This is a genomic window from Litoreibacter sp. (assembly GCF_039974535.1).
In the GTDB taxonomy this organism is placed as follows: Bacteria; Pseudomonadota; Alphaproteobacteria; order Rhodobacterales; family Rhodobacteraceae; genus Litoreibacter.
In genome coordinates this window covers 441,112-454,317 of the sequence record NZ_JBDWIU010000011.1, presented here as the reverse complement: position 1 = coordinate 454,317, position 13,206 = coordinate 441,112, and the positions used below count along the sequence as shown (strand labels likewise).

At 55.7% G+C, this 13,206-nt stretch carries 20 protein-coding genes and 2 tRNA genes; 16 read left to right on the top strand and 6 right to left on the bottom strand.

What is annotated here, in order from left to right; genetic code table 11:
* The first annotated feature begins 30 nt into the window (after positions 1-30).
* From ABJN86_RS12835 to ABJN86_RS12820, 4 genes are all read left to right on the top strand, one after another.
* Positions 31-282: a type II toxin-antitoxin system ParD family antitoxin gene (locus ABJN86_RS12835; RefSeq protein WP_348367646.1), complete on the top strand. Its 252-nt coding sequence runs from the start codon at positions 31-33 to the stop codon at positions 280-282.
* On the top strand, positions 279-575 hold the full coding sequence (locus tag ABJN86_RS12830) for a type II toxin-antitoxin system RelE/ParE family toxin (protein WP_348367645.1): 297 nt from the start codon (positions 279-281) through the stop codon (positions 573-575). The genes ABJN86_RS12835 and ABJN86_RS12830 overlap by 4 nt, the downstream gene beginning before the upstream one ends.
* Positions 576-797: 222 nt before the next feature.
* Positions 798-1,121: a hypothetical protein gene (locus ABJN86_RS12825; RefSeq protein ID WP_348367643.1), complete on the top strand. Its 324-nt coding sequence runs from the start codon at positions 798-800 to the stop codon at positions 1,119-1,121.
* Positions 1,112-2,668 (top strand): recombinase family protein, encoded by a 1,557-nt coding sequence (locus tag ABJN86_RS12820; RefSeq protein WP_348367641.1) that lies wholly within the window; start codon positions 1,112-1,114, stop codon positions 2,666-2,668. The genes ABJN86_RS12825 and ABJN86_RS12820 overlap by 10 nt, the downstream gene beginning before the upstream one ends.
* On the opposite strand, the gene ABJN86_RS12815 is transcribed toward ABJN86_RS12820, so the two are convergent.
* Positions 2,647-2,721: transfer RNA gene (locus tag ABJN86_RS12815), tRNA-Thr, on the bottom strand. The two genes, ABJN86_RS12820 and ABJN86_RS12815, sit on opposite strands and share 22 nt — an antisense overlap.
* A 95-nt stretch (positions 2,722-2,816) precedes the next feature.
* On the opposite strand from ABJN86_RS12815, the gene ABJN86_RS12810 reads away from it, so the two are divergent.
* The 12 genes from ABJN86_RS12810 to ABJN86_RS12755 all read left to right on the top strand — a co-directional run bounded on the left by ABJN86_RS12810 (position 2,817) and on the right by ABJN86_RS12755 (position 9,863).
* Positions 2,817-2,987 (top strand): hypothetical protein, encoded by a 171-nt coding sequence (locus ABJN86_RS12810; protein WP_348367640.1) that lies wholly within the window; start codon positions 2,817-2,819, stop codon positions 2,985-2,987.
* A 2-nt stretch (positions 2,988-2,989) separates the two neighbouring features.
* The gene (gene murA / locus ABJN86_RS12805) at positions 2,990-4,255 is read left to right on the top strand and encodes a UDP-N-acetylglucosamine 1-carboxyvinyltransferase (protein WP_348367638.1); all 1,266 of its coding nucleotides are present in this window, start codon (positions 2,990-2,992) and stop codon (positions 4,253-4,255) included.
* Entirely contained in the window at positions 4,252-4,731 is a 480-nt protein-coding gene (locus tag ABJN86_RS12800; RefSeq protein ID WP_348367636.1) for a DUF2948 family protein, read from the top strand. Before murA ends, ABJN86_RS12800 begins: the two co-directional genes overlap by 4 nt.
* Positions 4,728-5,222, top strand: coding sequence for a GNAT family N-acetyltransferase (locus ABJN86_RS12795; RefSeq protein ID WP_348367634.1), 495 nt, complete (start codon positions 4,728-4,730; stop codon positions 5,220-5,222). The genes ABJN86_RS12800 and ABJN86_RS12795 overlap by 4 nt, the downstream gene beginning before the upstream one ends.
* Before the next feature lie 31 nt (positions 5,223-5,253).
* Positions 5,254-6,558, top strand: a complete 1,305-nt coding sequence (gene hisD, locus ABJN86_RS12790; protein WP_348367632.1) for a histidinol dehydrogenase — start codon at positions 5,254-5,256, stop codon at positions 6,556-6,558.
* On the top strand, positions 6,555-7,025 hold the full coding sequence (locus tag ABJN86_RS12785; RefSeq protein WP_348367631.1) for a UPF0262 family protein: 471 nt from the start codon (positions 6,555-6,557) through the stop codon (positions 7,023-7,025). Before hisD ends, ABJN86_RS12785 begins: the two co-directional genes overlap by 4 nt.
* Before the next feature lie 3 nt (positions 7,026-7,028).
* Entirely contained in the window at positions 7,029-7,487 is a 459-nt protein-coding gene (locus ABJN86_RS12780; RefSeq protein WP_348367630.1) for a low molecular weight phosphatase family protein, read from the top strand.
* A 137-nt stretch (positions 7,488-7,624) separates the two neighbouring features.
* Positions 7,625-7,843: a translation initiation factor IF-1 gene (gene infA / locus ABJN86_RS12775; RefSeq protein ID WP_008186030.1), complete on the top strand. Its 219-nt coding sequence runs from the start codon at positions 7,625-7,627 to the stop codon at positions 7,841-7,843.
* A 23-nt stretch (positions 7,844-7,866) separates the two neighbouring features.
* Entirely contained in the window at positions 7,867-8,436 is a 570-nt protein-coding gene (locus tag ABJN86_RS12770; protein WP_348367628.1) for a Maf family protein, read from the top strand.
* Positions 8,433-9,461: a ribonuclease E/G gene (locus ABJN86_RS12765; RefSeq protein WP_348367627.1), complete on the top strand. Its 1,029-nt coding sequence runs from the start codon at positions 8,433-8,435 to the stop codon at positions 9,459-9,461. The genes ABJN86_RS12770 and ABJN86_RS12765 overlap by 4 nt, the downstream gene beginning before the upstream one ends.
* Positions 9,458-9,676, top strand: coding sequence for a DNA gyrase inhibitor YacG (gene yacG, locus ABJN86_RS12760; protein WP_348367625.1), 219 nt, complete (start codon positions 9,458-9,460; stop codon positions 9,674-9,676). Before ABJN86_RS12765 ends, yacG begins: the two co-directional genes overlap by 4 nt.
* 112 nt (positions 9,677-9,788) lie before the next feature.
* A tRNA-Phe gene (locus tag ABJN86_RS12755) sits at positions 9,789-9,863 on the top strand.
* A gap of 579 nt (positions 9,864-10,442) precedes the next feature.
* Here the strand turns inward: ABJN86_RS12755 and ABJN86_RS12750 are convergent.
* The 5 genes from ABJN86_RS12750 to ABJN86_RS12730 are packed head-to-tail and all read right to left on the bottom strand — an operon-like array spanning position 10,443 to position 13,187.
* Positions 10,443-11,360 carry a TonB family protein gene (locus ABJN86_RS12750; RefSeq protein WP_348367624.1) on the bottom strand — a complete coding sequence of 306 codons (918 nt, stop codon included), beginning with the start codon at positions 11,358-11,360 and terminating at the stop codon, positions 10,443-10,445.
* The gene (locus ABJN86_RS12745; RefSeq protein WP_348367623.1) at positions 11,357-11,746 is read right to left on the bottom strand and encodes a biopolymer transporter ExbD; all 390 of its coding nucleotides are present in this window, start codon (positions 11,744-11,746) and stop codon (positions 11,357-11,359) included. Before ABJN86_RS12745 ends, ABJN86_RS12750 begins: the two co-directional genes overlap by 4 nt.
* A 1-nt stretch (position 11,747) precedes the next feature.
* Complete coding sequence (locus ABJN86_RS12740) at positions 11,748-12,119, bottom strand: biopolymer transporter ExbD (RefSeq protein ID WP_348367622.1); 372 nt, start codon at positions 12,117-12,119, stop codon at positions 11,748-11,750.
* The gene (locus ABJN86_RS12735) at positions 12,112-12,774 is read right to left on the bottom strand and encodes a MotA/TolQ/ExbB proton channel family protein (protein ID WP_348367620.1); all 663 of its coding nucleotides are present in this window, start codon (positions 12,772-12,774) and stop codon (positions 12,112-12,114) included. The genes ABJN86_RS12740 and ABJN86_RS12735 overlap by 8 nt, the downstream gene beginning before the upstream one ends.
* Positions 12,774-13,187, bottom strand: a complete 414-nt coding sequence (locus ABJN86_RS12730) for a hypothetical protein (protein WP_348367618.1) — start codon at positions 13,185-13,187, stop codon at positions 12,774-12,776. The genes ABJN86_RS12735 and ABJN86_RS12730 overlap by 1 nt, the downstream gene beginning before the upstream one ends.
* Between the last annotated feature and the right edge of the window lie 19 nt (positions 13,188-13,206).

The window sequence follows — 13,206 nt, the reverse complement described above, 5'->3', positions numbered from 1 at the left end:
TATGACATACTGTTCATAGGAGGACCAGATATGGCCAGCATGAATATATCATTGCCCAGCCCAATGCGGGATTGGGTCGAACAACAGATGAAGTCAGGGCGGTACGATAACGCCAGCGAATACATGCGTGACCTTATTCGCCATGATCAAGACCGTTCATCCAAGATCGCCTCAATGCAGCGTTTGGTTGATGAAGCCATGGCCAGTGGTGATAGCGACAAATCCCTTTCTGAAATCCGTGACATTGCCAGACACCAAGCGAGTGCACGCACTTCGGGATGACTTATCGTCTTTCGAAACAGGCAGAATCCGACCTTATTCAAATCTATCTCACAGGTGTTGAGCAGTTTGGCGTTGCGCAAGCTGAAACGTATCAGGACAAAATTGATGAAATGATTGCGCTGATTGGCGACAATCCAGAGATCGCAAGGATACGCGAAGAAATCTCCCCGCCTGTGCGCATCCATCCTGTAAAGTCACATGTCATCATCTATCTTGTTGATGACCATCGTATGGTGCGTATTCTGCGGGTTCGTCATGGGCGCGAGAATTGGCCTGTGAACCCCATCGCATAATATTCTGCGTATCGCCGCTACCCGATTATACCCTTTCAATACCTTAGATCGTCATTGGTTTGCCATGATATGGACAGGCTAAGCGTATGGGATTGTTCAAATTTCTCTTGCGTGATCAAGCGAAATGATGGATGATGTTCTATATTTGTTCCAGCTCCAATTGTGTCGCTGACACAACGAGCGGACGTATCACCCATACAATTTAAAGAAAGGAAACTGGCCATGCCCCGTAAGCCCAATAGTCGTGACTCGCTGCCACCAAATTTTAACCCTGAAACAGCGCCACCAAGCCTCGCCATTGATTGGGATGCGTACCTTCCATTGCTTGAGGACGAAGATATTTCTGATGCTGAAAAAGAGGAGCTGATTGAGGCTCTGTGGTACATAGTGATCAGCTTCGTTGATCTTGGGTTTGGTGTTCATCCTGTTCAACAGGCTTGTGGACAAGGTGATGATCCGCTCAGTGATACGCCACCTGATCTGTTATCCTTGATGAAACAGAACACTTACAACCAAGATGATAATGAGGAGGAGAGATGGCCCTAGATACAAAACAATCCCCAAACCCCACTAAGACAGTGATCTATTGCCGTGTGTCGTCACGGGCGCAGGAAGAGGATGGCCATGGGCTGGCCAGCCAAGAAACCCGATGCCGTGAGTTTGCAGCAACCAAGGGCTATGAGGTCTCGGCTGTGTTTCCTGATACGATCACTGGCGGGGGTGACTTTATGAAACGCCCCGGCATGGTGGCGCTCTTGTCCTTCCTCGACGCTCAACCAAACACGCCGTTTGTCGTGATCTTTGATGATCTCAAACGCTTTGCACGAGATACGCGGTTCCACCTCGATCTGCGCGATGCGTTCCGTAAACGCGATGCGACCATTGAGTGTTTGAATTTCAAGTTTGATGAAACGCCCGAAGGTGAGTTCATCGAAACCATCATGGCTGCGCAAGGAGCGTTGGAGCGTAAACAAAACGGACGACAAGTCGCCCAGAAGATGAAGGCTCGTATGCAATCGGGCTATTGGGTGCACAACGCGCCAGTTGGGCTGCGCTACAAAACCATCAAAGGGCAGGGCAAAGTATTGGTTGCGGATGAGCCGATAGCCAGCCTCATCCGCGAAGTCTTAGAGGGTTTTGCAATTGGGCGCTTTCAAACGCAGTCGGAAGTGACGCGATACTTAGAAGGAAAGCCAGATTTTCCTTACAATAATGATGGGAGGGTCCGCGATAAACGCGTGTCCGACCTGCTGCGCCAACCGCTCTATGCAGGATATATCTGTAGTGAGGTCTATGGGCTGAACTGGCTCAAGGGCCAGCATGCGCCTTTGGTCTCAATGGAGACGTTTGAGAAAATTCAAACGCGACTTCGCGGCACGGCCTATGCCCCAGCTCGTAGAGACATCGGCAGCGACTTCGCATTGCGCGGTGTTGCAACATGCGGCGACTGCGGGTCGTTGCTGCGCTCGTCGTGGGCCAAGGGCAAGTACAAGCGTTATCCTTACTATCTATGCCAATCCAAAGGATGCGATAGCTACGGCAAGTCGATTCCACGCGATAAGCTGGAAGGGGCATTTGGTGAGATGGTCAAAACACTAGAGCCAAGCCCGAAGTTATTTCTTTTGGCAAAGACCATGTTCAAGGATGCTTGGACTGCGCGTCTGGGGCAGGCCAAGGACGTCACACGTTCGGTCAAACACCAAATAGCCGATGTTGAAAAGCAAATCGAAGGTTTGCTAGGGCGGATCATGCAGGCATCCAATGATGCTGTGATTGGTGCGTATGAAGACAAGATTGGCGAGCTTGAAAAGGCTAAGGTTAGGCTAACGGATAGTTTGGCATATCAAGCCCCACCACAGAGGAGGTTTGAAGAGATGCTAGAACTCTCCCTGAAATTACTATCAAGCCCTTGGAAACTATGGGAAAGTGGTCAGCCAGAATTGCGTCGAACACTGCTCAGATTGGCCTTCACAGAAGGGTTTTCTTACCATCGAATTGAGGGTGCTAGAACTCCAAAAATATCTATGCCATTCAAAGCTTTAGGCGTGTTTGGAGGGGGTGATTTTAGAGATGGTGCTGTGAGGGAGGATTGAACTCCCGACCTCACCCTTACCAAGGGTGTGCTCTACCACTGAGCTACCACAGCATTTTCACTTGCGTGTGGGCGGGGTATTAGGGGTAATTCCGCACCGGTGCAAGCCTAATCTGGACCCTTTTGTCGCCCTGCGTTAAGACAGTCCCATGAGCGACCAAACACCCCCCAAAGGCACGTCTAAGCCTCAGCATCATGCCGCCATCCGCGAGGCGCGTTTGAAGGCAGCATTGAAGGCCAATATGGGGCGTCGAAAGCAACAGGCACGCGCCAGAAAAAAACCCGAGAATACGGGCGATAACGAGAATAAAGGGCAGTAAACATGGATAAAATTATCGTCACGGGCAATGGCCCGTTGAACGGGGAGATCACGATCTCCGGGGCAAAAAACACCTGCCTGAAACTTATGACCGCCGCACTTTTGAGTGACGAACCGCTGACGTTGACCAATGTGCCACGCTTGTCGGACATCGGCACATTGTCGGAACTGCTGGAATCGTTGGGCTGCGAAGTCGCCCTTTTGAACGGCGGCAACGTGATGGTGCTGTCCGCAGGGACGATCACCAACCGCAAAGCTGAATACGAAATGGTGCGCAAGCTGCGGGCCTCCTTCAACGTGTTGGGGCCGCTGGTCGCCCGCGAAGGGGAGGCGACAGTCTCCTTGCCGGGGGGCTGCGCCATCGGCGCGCGCAAGGTGGATTTGCACCTGATGGCACTGGAAAAGCTGGGGGCGACAATCACGCTGGACGAAGGCTACGTGCACTGCTCAGCCCCGAACGGGTTGACGGGCGCTGTCATCGAGTTCCCATTCGTCACCGTGGGCGGCACCGAGAACGCCATAACCGCCGCGACCTTGGCGAAAGGCACCACTGTCATTAAAAACGCGGCGCGTGAGCCGGACACTGTGGATCTGTGCAAGTGTTTGACCGCCATGGGCGCGAAAATTACGGGTGCGGGCACGTCTGAGATCACCATCGAAGGTGTCGACCGTCTACATGGCGCCACTCATGAGGTAATCGCAGACCGCATCGAGCTTGGCACATTCATGATCGCACCTGCAATTGCAGGCGGCGAGGTTGAACTGATCGGCGGCCGCCGCGACTTGGTTGATGTGTTTTGCAAAAAGCTGGAGGCCACGGGCGTTGTCATCACCGACACCAAGCGCGGTTTGAAGGTCTCTCATAATGGCGACCGCTTGCAGGCGATTGACGTGGAAACCGAACCGTTCCCGGGCTTCCCAACTGATTTGCAGGCCCAAATGATGGCCGCTCTTTGCACCGCCGAAGGTACATCTAAGCTGCACGAGACTATTTTCGAGAACCGTTTCATGCACGCTCCAGAGCTGATCCGCATGGGCGCCAATATTGATGTTCAAGGGGGCCACGCGACGGTAACGGGTGTGTCTAAGTTGAAAGGTGCGCAGGTCATGGCGACTGACCTGCGGGCCTCTGTGTCCTTGATCTTGGCGGGCTTAGCGGCAGAGGGTGAAACCACCGTTGGGCGCGTCTACCACCTTGATCGCGGCTACGAGCGGATCGAAGAGAAACTCGGCGGCGTTGGTGCATTGATCAAACGGGTGCCTGAATGAGCCAAGATGCAAGCTTTGAAGATGGCGCCGAGAAGCCGCTTCGCTTGAAAGGTGAAACTGCGGAGGATGTCACCGTGATATCCTCCCTCGCGCAAGACGCCGTGTTTCCTATGGCCGAGATGTCGTGGAAACCGGCGCAGCGCCGCTTTGCCTTGTTATTGAACCGCTTCCGCTGGGAAGATTTGCCTGCAGCTGAGCGCCGTGGCCGCGACTTTGAACGCGTACGCGCGGTCTTGGCCTTTGACGATGTGACAAAGGTGTCCTCTAGCGGGCTTGATCGTTCTGACCCTGAAATGGTGCTCTCGTTACTGGCCATAAAATGGGACGCGGGCGATGACGGGGCAGGGCGCTTCGAGTTGACCCTCGCAGGTGACGGTGCAATCGCGCTGGAGGCTGAATGCGTCAACATAACTTTCCAAGATGTGACGCGCCCTTATGTGGCTCCGTCTCGTAAGTCACCCAAACACCCTGAATGATACGCTGGTTGGGCGCGGATGATCTGGCCCAATGGCGCGACCTTCGCGCCGAGGCTCTGCGACAGAACCCCACGGCATTTCTCACAACGCTTGAGGAGTTTCTGGCCAAGAGCGACGCGTCTGTTCAGGCCCAGCTGTCGCGTGGTGCGACCCTTGGTGGATTTCTGGGCGGTGAGTTGATGTGTGCCTGTGCATATAGCCGCAAATCTGCGCACCGCCAAACCCAGCATCGTGCGGAGATTACCGCCGTATATGCCCGACCTGCCGCGCGGGGCAGTGGTATTGCGACTGAGTTGATGCGCTATTTGGAGCAACATGCTCGTGCCCAAGGCGTGACGCAGCTCGAGCTGGATGTTGAAGTTCTCAACAGTGCGGCTATCCGTTTCTACGAAAAACTGGGTTACACGCAGTATGGAGTTTTACCCAGTGGGACCTTGACTGATGACATAGCCCGCGACGATTTATTGATGGTGCGGCTTTTGGATCGTTGAGCCTCTGGTGCATGCGCGGTAAAGAAGCGACATGCCTATGTATCTCAACAGCGCTGACGCTGACTTCGACACTCAATTCGCCCAGCTTCTGACCATGAAGCGTGAAGACAGCCCCGATGTGGATGCTGTCGTCGCAGGGATTATATCCGACGTGCAAAAGCGCGGCGATGCGGCGGTGATTGAGCTGACCTCCAAGTTTGATCGCATGGATTTGACGCCTGAAGCTATGGCGTTCTCCAAGGCGGAAATGGACGCGGCCATCGCTACCGTCCCTGCTCATGACCGCGAGGCGCTGGAACTGGCAGCGGAACGCATCCGTGCCTACCACGACCGCCAATTGCCCCAAGACGAGACTTGGGAAGGCCCGCACGGCGAAATGCTAGGCTGGCGCTGGACACCCGTCGAGGCGGCGGGGCTTTATGTGCCGGGTGGTTTGGCGAGTTATCCCTCATCCGTTTTGATGAATGCCATCCCCGCGCAGGTCGCTGGCGTGGAGCGTTTGGTGATTTGTGCGCCGACGCCCGACGGTGTCGCGAACCCGTTGGTCCTTTTGGCCGCGCGACTGTCAGGGGTGGAAACGGTCTATCGCATCGGCGGCGCTCAAGCGATCGCCGCTATGGCATATGGAACCGATACAATCGCGCCAGTCGATAAAATCACGGGGCCGGGCAACGCCTTTGTAGCTGCGGCCAAACGGCGCGTCTTTGGGCGTGTCGGGATAGACATGATCGCAGGCCCATCCGAGATTTTGGTGATCGCCGACAAAAACAATGACCCCGACTGGGTGGCGGTGGATTTGCTGTCGCAGGCCGAGCACGACGAAAGTGCGCAAAGCTTACTAATCACCGATGATGCTGATTTCGGCGCATTGGTTGTGAAGGCCGTCGAGGCACGCCTTGAGACGCTGGAGCGCCGCGATATCGCCGCCCCAAGCTGGCGCGACTTTGGTGCGGTGATCATTGTGAAGGATATGGATGAGGCTGTCGCGCTGTCCGACCGGATCGCGCCTGAACACTTGGAAATTGCTTGCGACAATGCCGATGAGGTTGCGGGCCAAGTTCGTCACGCGGGCGCTATTTTTATTGGCGCTTACACGCCCGAAGCCATTGGTGACTATATCGGCGGACCGAACCACGTGCTGCCAACCGCACGTTCGGCGCGGTTCTCGTCTGGCCTGTCGGTCATGGATTTTGTGAAGCGGACGACGCTTGCCCGCATGACGCCCGAGGCGTTAAAGGCAATCGGCCCCGCCGCCGAAACACTTGCAAAGGCAGAAGGATTGGAAGCGCATGGATTGTCTGTCCGTGCGAGATTGAATAGGTTGAATGAAGAATGAGTACACTCTGCGAAGTCACCATTGACGACAGCGGCTTGCCGACCCCCACACCGGAGATCGAGCAGGAGCGCAAAGTTGCGATCTTTGATCTGTTGGAAGACAACAGCTTTGCCCTGCCACAAGACGGCGCCCCCGATGGACCCTATAAGCTGGACCTGTCCATTCGCGAACGCCGCTTGGTCTTTGAACTAGACACCGAAAACGGGCAGAGGGCGGCGGAATTTCACCTGTCGCTTGGACCATTCCGTCAGGTGGTGAAGGACTACTTCCAAATTTGCGAAAGCTATTTCGACGCGGTCAAAAAGCTGCCACCCAGTCAGATCGAGACCATCGATATGGCACGGCGCGGCATCCACAACGAGGGCGCCCGCGTCCTTGAGGAGCGACTGGAGGGCAAGGCTGAGATCGACAATGACACCGCCCGCCGCCTGTTCACGCTCATTTGCGTCTTGCACTTCGGGGGGTAGGGGATGGGAGCGGATCAACCACAATCGGTCTTGTTCTGCTGCGATCATAACGCCGTGCGCTCCCCCATGGCCGAAGGGCTGATGAAGCATTTGTACGGCACGGACATCTACGTCCAATCCGCTGGTGTGAAGAACGATCTCGACATTGACGGCTTCTCGGTCGCGGTATGCAACGAGTTGAGCATAGAGCTGTCGCGCCACCGCACGCGGTCCTTTGAGGAAATGCAGGAATGGGGCGATGACCTGTCGGGGTTCGATCTAATAGTAGCTCTTAGCCCTGCATCCCAACGTCAAGCACTGGAGCTGACGCGGGTTTATCACTTGCAAGTAGAGTATTGGCCGATCCTCGACCCCACAGGTTTGGGCGAGGGGCGCGAGGAAAAGCTAAACTCCTACCGCATGGCCCGCGACCAGATCAAAGACCGCATATTGGGCCGTTTCGGGCCGCCTACTAACCGCTAACCGTTAGTAAAACATCCTATATGTCGACAATTTAGCCGCCTTAGGGCTGCAAACACCACAATGCACTTGAAAACCCGACACTCTCGGCGCATCTAGTGCCACGCCCACACTTTGGTGGGCACAACAACGGAGTGAACATGGCCAAGGAAGAACTGCTCGAATTCCCCGGCGTCGTGAAGGAACTCCTGCCTAACGCGACATTCCTGGTCGAGCTGGAAAACGGCCATACGATCATCGCGCATACGGCAGGCAAGATGCGTAAGAACCGCATCCGTGTTCTGGCAGGCGACAAGGTGCAGGTTGAGATGACACCCTACGATCTGACCAAGGGTCGGATCAACTACCGCTTCAAGTGACCGCTGCGACCCGGGAGGCCGGGTTGAAGCTCGTGCTCGGCTCCGGATCGCCACGGCGACTGGAGCTTTTGGCGACTCTGGGGATCACCCCCGACGCCATCCGCCCCCCTGATATCAATGAGGACCCGATTGGCGCTGAGAAGCCGCGCCAATACTGCCAACGCATCGCCCACAGTAAGGCCGAGGCGTTGACGCTGGCGCAGGGTGAGGTCGCGCTGTGCGCGGACACCACCGTCGCCTTGGGACGTCGCATCATGGGTAAGCCCGCTGATGCTGGCGAGGCCGCGCAGTTTTTGCTGTCGCTGTCAGGGCGCAGGCACCGCGTGATCACGGCTATGGCTGTGAAACGCGGTGACAAAATTTGGACTGCTGATGTGGTCACCACCGTGAAGATGAAGTCCCTCTCGGACGAAGAGTTAAACGCCTACCTCGCCACCAACGACTGGCAGGGCAAGGCGGGCGGCTACGCAATCCAAGGCCCAGCGGGGGCGTTTATCCCGTGGATACAGGGCTCCTACACGGGCGTGATGGGCTTGCCAGTAGCCGAGGCCGCACAATTGCTGAAAACCGCAGGATATGAGGTCGCACCATGAAGGGCGCATTGATCGTTTTGGGCGAATTGGCCGGCCGCGAGGCCGCCGCACGCATGGTGGACGGCAAGTTGGACGACTTGTTGTTGGCCCCCGACGACAACGCGCCACCTGCGCCCGGTGCAATCTACCGCGCGGTGGCGGATCGCCCGTTAAAGGGGCAGGGCGGCATGATGCTTAGCTTGCCCGACGGCCAAACGGCTCTGTTTCGCGGCGCGAAGGGGCTGAAACCCGGCACTACGATGCTGGTGCAAGTGACCTCCTACGCAGAGGCGCATAAGGCGGTGCCGGTAACCGACCGTTTGATCTTCAAAGGCCGTAGCGTGATTGTGACGCCGGGTGCCAAGGGGCTGAACGTCTCTCGCCAAGTGCGCGATGACGACATGCGCGAAGAGCTGCTGGAGGCCTTGCACCGGTCCCGTGCGCCTGAGGCAGGGCATGGGGTGATTATTCGCACGGGTGCCGTTGGGATTGACCCCGACGATATAGCGGAAGAAACCGACAGCCTGTTGGATTTAGCCGATGCGGTGCTGGCCGATACTGACGGCGCGCCGGAGCTGTTGGTCGATGCCATCGGCCCGCATGATCTCGCGTGGCGCGATTGGCCACATAAAGATCAAACAGTGCAGGGATTCGACGAGCACGGCGTTCTGGACGCGTTGGCAGAGATGGACCGCGAGGAAATTTCCTTGGGTCAAGCCTCGATGTTCATAGAACCCACACGCGCCTTGGTTGCGGTGGATGTGAACACTGGCGGGGATTTCTCGCCTGCGGCAGGGGTGAAGGCCAATCTGGCGGTGGCGAAGGCCTTGCCTCGTATGTTGCGCCTGCGCGGCTTGGGCGGGCAGATCACGCTTGATCTGGCGCCTATGCCCAAGAAGGACCGCAAGCAATTTGAGGTGACGCTGCGCAACGCCTTTCGCGCGGACCCTATCGAGACATCTCTGGTCGGATGGACGCCTTTGGGGCATTATGAGCTGCAACGCAAACGCGAACGCCAGCCGGTTCCCAAAGGAGTTGCACAATGAGCTGCCCGATCTGCTCAAAAGACACGGTGCAAGCGCATCGCCCGTTTTGCTCCAAGCGCTGCGCTGACATCGATTTGGGCCGCTGGATGACCGGATCTTACGCCATTCCCAGCCAAGACCCTGATGATGATGACGAATTGATGGAAGAGTTGGAGAAAAAGCTGGGCGAAATCGCCGCAAATGGCACAAGTGGTGGCGGCTCCAAGCCACATTAGCAGCTTCGTGGCGAGGTTTTTAACTTTTCGTGCACAAGCCTCTGGACACCGCCAAATCGCTGGCCTAAGTAGTCCCACGTTCGCAGGTAAACACCCTATGCGAACACCCGGTGCCCGGGTAGCTCAGGGGTAGAGCAGTGGATTGAAAATCCTCGTGTCGGTGGTTCAAATCCGCCCCTGGGCACCATTTAACTATCTGATATATTTATGTAATTTCATCGTGTACCTGCTCTCCTATTAAGGTTTGACAGCTTTGGAGAAGGGTTTGACGAACTTCCGTTCGCTGTTCATTTGCTTGGTCGAGTGTTCGTATTGTATCTTGGTTCTTTACAGCGAGGTCCGCTGAGCGGCTGTAATGGCCTGCCATCGATGTGGTTCTCTGCCCCTACAAATTCGCGATGCGGCGGTCATCAACGCCTGCTTCACGTAGCGTCGTTGCAACTGCGTGGCGCAGTCCCCTCATGGTTCGTCCAGGAGTGATTTGATCGTTTTTTCAAGTTTTCGCTTAAGACCGTGAAAGGCACTGGAGAGCCCATCATAGCTCCAGGGACGACCATAGGTGCTGGCGAGGATCGTAACAGCGCTATGCTCGGGTGCAGCATCAAGTGCGGATTACGGGCTGGCTTGGGCAAAATGTATGGAAGGTTGCGCTGGCTCGTAGCTGGCGTCACGGGTGGTTAATTTAACTGCTAAAAAAATCAAGTATTGAGAGGTCGTTGATTTTAAGGAATGTCTTCCATGCCTTTTAGGTCATTGGCGCGCGGGGTTATTTTATTTTGATTGGAACGTTATAGCTGCGTTTAGCGCCTTTTGGCGGGGCGGGAAACGGTCGGGCATTCTGGACCACCTGTAGGGCGGCCTTATCAATTTGGCTGGAACCGGAGCTACGTAAGATCGATAGCTTCGAGAGGCCACCGCTAGACGATATCGTGAAGCTTACTACCGCGGACCCGCGTGTTTTTACATAGGGCTTGCGTACGCGGGCAATGCGTCTTTGGATTTTGCCGGGATAATTGCTGACTGCGGCATTTCCGTTGCTTCGCTTGCGTGAAGAGTCTCTACCTTGTGTCTTGTTGCGGGTTTGGGTGCTGCCGGTTGCTGAGCCTTGCGTGTTGTTTACTTTACCCTTCTCCCGCTTGGCTTTTGGCGCTTTCCTTGCTGCCGGAGTGGCCTCGGCAATTTTTGCGGGCTTAGGTGATTTTTTTGGGACGAGCTTCGGATCGCGTCGGGTAGGTCTTGGGGAGGTTGCGATTGGGTCATCAGGGGCGGCGCTGATGATTTTCTCGACGGGGGTGGCAGGTGTCACTGTTTGTGGTTTAGTTGGCAAGGCCTCAGCAACCTTTTGCGTGAGGACCGCCAAGGCCGTTGGATCTGCCAATGGGTTTATCTCAGGGGTTGTGCTTTGGGTTGGGGCAGGTGCGGTATGTGTCAACGTGGTCTGTGTCTTGGGAGGGGGCGGCGTAGTGTCCGGTTGTATGACTTCGCTGATATCTTCGACTTCGGTAGGCGAGATGGTGCCCGCACTCATATCCGCAAAGCTGGAGCCGAGCTTGGCTTGCGCGGCACCTGCACTGGCTTCGATCTCCACCGTTACGTCCGGAGCAAATGCGCCTGATGCACCAATATGAACCCCAGCAGCGATCAAAAGCGCGCCGAACTTAAATGGGCGCGATGTTGCGATCATTCTAGGCCCCGTTCGGTGACAATCATGATCTGCCCCGCTCCTGCACCACGTAGATCGCGTGCGATCTTCATTAAGTCTTCGGCGGGTAGTTCACGATCTGGAACAAGGCGAACTTTACTTCGGTCGTCTTCGCTCAGGCCCGTGACATATGCGGCGGCATCTGATTGATCTTCACCGTGATAGGTCAACCGGCCATCAGAATGTACGACCAGCGTATCTGGTGGAGCGCGCCCTTCAAGGTCCTTGGTGTTGACCAAGGTGAGGGTTTTATCCAACGGTTGCGCAAGCGTTCCAGCGACCATGAAGAACACCAGCATCAAGAACACGATATTGATCAACGCAATTGTTGGTTCGCGTTGGGGTTTGGCTTTAGCCAGCTTGCGCATATCAAGCACCCCCTAATACTGAGACGGTAATCTTGGGGAACTCTCGCAGCGCGACCAACAGATTCGTCAACCTTTGGGCGTCAACATCATCCTTGAGTGCAACAATTAAAGTAGCCTCGGTGTCTGGTAAGGCGATCGTTAGTTCTGTCATCTCGACTTCGTCACCGTTGAGGTTGATGCTTTCTTTGGCCAACTGCATGAAAACAGGCGGAGTGTCGTTTTTCGGGGTGCCGACACCTGCGGCTGCGGCCAGCTCCACTTCCGAGAACTTGGAGAACGTGGAGGTGAGCATGAAAAATAGTAGCAGCAAGAAGATGACGTCGATTAACGACGTCATCGATAGCTTGCGCCGCCTTTTGCGGGCTTTAGCCATGGGTCGTTACCATATTAGATGCATCTGTGGTGCCGGTCTGCCCAGTAGGGGCCAGCATCGTTTGAATAGCCTTCTCAGCGAAGACGCGTTCGCCCTCCATGCGGCCTTCGAACCAGCTAAGGACCAGTGCCGTGGGCATTGCTACAACCAATCCAACAGCTGTAGTCAGTAATGCTACCCAGATGCCGCCAGCCAGAATTGACGGGTCAACTTGCGCGCCTGCGTCTTGCAGCGATTGAAAGGCTTCGATCATACCCAAAACGGTCCCGAACAGTCCCAAAAGTGGGGCCAATTGGGCTACTGAATCTAAATAACGCAAACCGCGTTCTAGTTTGCCGAAGCGCAATTCTGCCTCGGATAATAAGCGATCAGATGCGTGGCTATGGCCCGATAGCGCCATGTCAACAACTGGCGCAAGGTAGCTGGTGGATCGATCTAGGGCTGCGCGCGCTTGAGTGCGGTCATTCGCGTCCCATGCTGCGATGGCGTCAGACAGTGCCTTGTGGCGCCCAACACCGGCCGAAGAGAATTGCCATAGTTTGTAAAGGATCACTGCAAGTGTCAGCACCGACACGCCCATCAAAATGACGACGACGGGTCCGCCGACTTCTGCAATCTGGTGAAGTGGTTTCAAAAATTTTGATAGAGTTTCCATTAACCCAATACCTCTACTGTTTTGATGCGGGAGACAGGTTTAAGTGTCGCGTCGCAGATCCCTTGGTCGGGAGCGGCGCATGTGCTGGCACCGTTGAACAGGATGCGGCTTAGGTCGTCGCAAGCCAGATTAGGCACCGCAAACTGCCGTACGCGCGGGCGCTTTTGCGGCAGGGTGCCGAAGTCGAACAAGGTCATACTTTGGACTGCGCCAGTAGATCCAAACAGCACGGTTTCAAACACCGCCTTTTCAATTTTTGAGCCGGTATCGTTGATGACCATGAAGCTAAGCGTGCAGGCGTCTGCGCCGGCTTGAGTTGTGTTTAGCTCAACAGTCAACTCGCCGATTTCAGTGTCCTGCGCCCACGCAGGGGCAGCGGCAAGCAAGCAAAGGAATGGCAAAATACGTAGCATATTGGCTCCGGTGTTGTGG

Excerpts from the sequence above, each read along its gene's own strand:
- ABJN86_RS12835 (WP_348367646.1), top strand. The coding sequence starts at position 31 with ATGGCCAGCATGAATATATCATTGCCCAGCCCAATGCGGGATTGGGTC.
- ABJN86_RS12830 (WP_348367645.1), top strand. The coding sequence starts at position 279 with ATGACTTATCGTCTTTCGAAACAGGCAGAATCCGACCTTATTCAAATC.
- ABJN86_RS12825 (WP_348367643.1), top strand. The coding sequence starts at position 798 with ATGCCCCGTAAGCCCAATAGTCGTGACTCGCTGCCACCAAATTTTAAC.
- ABJN86_RS12820 (WP_348367641.1), top strand. The coding sequence starts at position 1,112 with ATGGCCCTAGATACAAAACAATCCCCAAACCCCACTAAGACAGTGATC.
- ABJN86_RS12810 (WP_348367640.1), top strand. The coding sequence starts at position 2,817 with ATGAGCGACCAAACACCCCCCAAAGGCACGTCTAAGCCTCAGCATCAT.
- murA (WP_348367638.1), top strand. The coding sequence starts at position 2,990 with ATGGATAAAATTATCGTCACGGGCAATGGCCCGTTGAACGGGGAGATC.
- ABJN86_RS12800 (WP_348367636.1), top strand. The coding sequence starts at position 4,252 with ATGAGCCAAGATGCAAGCTTTGAAGATGGCGCCGAGAAGCCGCTTCGC.
- ABJN86_RS12795 (WP_348367634.1), top strand. The coding sequence starts at position 4,728 with ATGATACGCTGGTTGGGCGCGGATGATCTGGCCCAATGGCGCGACCTT.
- hisD (WP_348367632.1), top strand. The coding sequence starts at position 5,254 with ATGCCTATGTATCTCAACAGCGCTGACGCTGACTTCGACACTCAATTC.
- ABJN86_RS12785 (WP_348367631.1), top strand. The coding sequence starts at position 6,555 with ATGAGTACACTCTGCGAAGTCACCATTGACGACAGCGGCTTGCCGACC.
- ABJN86_RS12780 (WP_348367630.1), top strand. The coding sequence starts at position 7,029 with ATGGGAGCGGATCAACCACAATCGGTCTTGTTCTGCTGCGATCATAAC.
- infA (WP_008186030.1), top strand. The coding sequence starts at position 7,625 with ATGGCCAAGGAAGAACTGCTCGAATTCCCCGGCGTCGTGAAGGAACTC.
- ABJN86_RS12765 (WP_348367627.1), top strand. The coding sequence starts at position 8,433 with ATGAAGGGCGCATTGATCGTTTTGGGCGAATTGGCCGGCCGCGAGGCC.
- yacG (WP_348367625.1), top strand. The coding sequence starts at position 9,458 with ATGAGCTGCCCGATCTGCTCAAAAGACACGGTGCAAGCGCATCGCCCG.
- ABJN86_RS12750 (WP_348367624.1), bottom strand. The coding sequence starts at position 11,360 with ATGATCGCAACATCGCGCCCATTTAAGTTCGGCGCGCTTTTGATCGCT.
- ABJN86_RS12745 (WP_348367623.1), bottom strand. The coding sequence starts at position 11,746 with ATGCGCAAGCTGGCTAAAGCCAAACCCCAACGCGAACCAACAATTGCG.
- ABJN86_RS12740 (WP_348367622.1), bottom strand. The coding sequence starts at position 12,119 with ATGGCTAAAGCCCGCAAAAGGCGGCGCAAGCTATCGATGACGTCGTTA.
- ABJN86_RS12735 (WP_348367620.1), bottom strand. The coding sequence starts at position 12,774 with ATGGAAACTCTATCAAAATTTTTGAAACCACTTCACCAGATTGCAGAA.
- ABJN86_RS12730 (WP_348367618.1), bottom strand. The coding sequence starts at position 13,187 with ATGCTACGTATTTTGCCATTCCTTTGCTTGCTTGCCGCTGCCCCTGCG.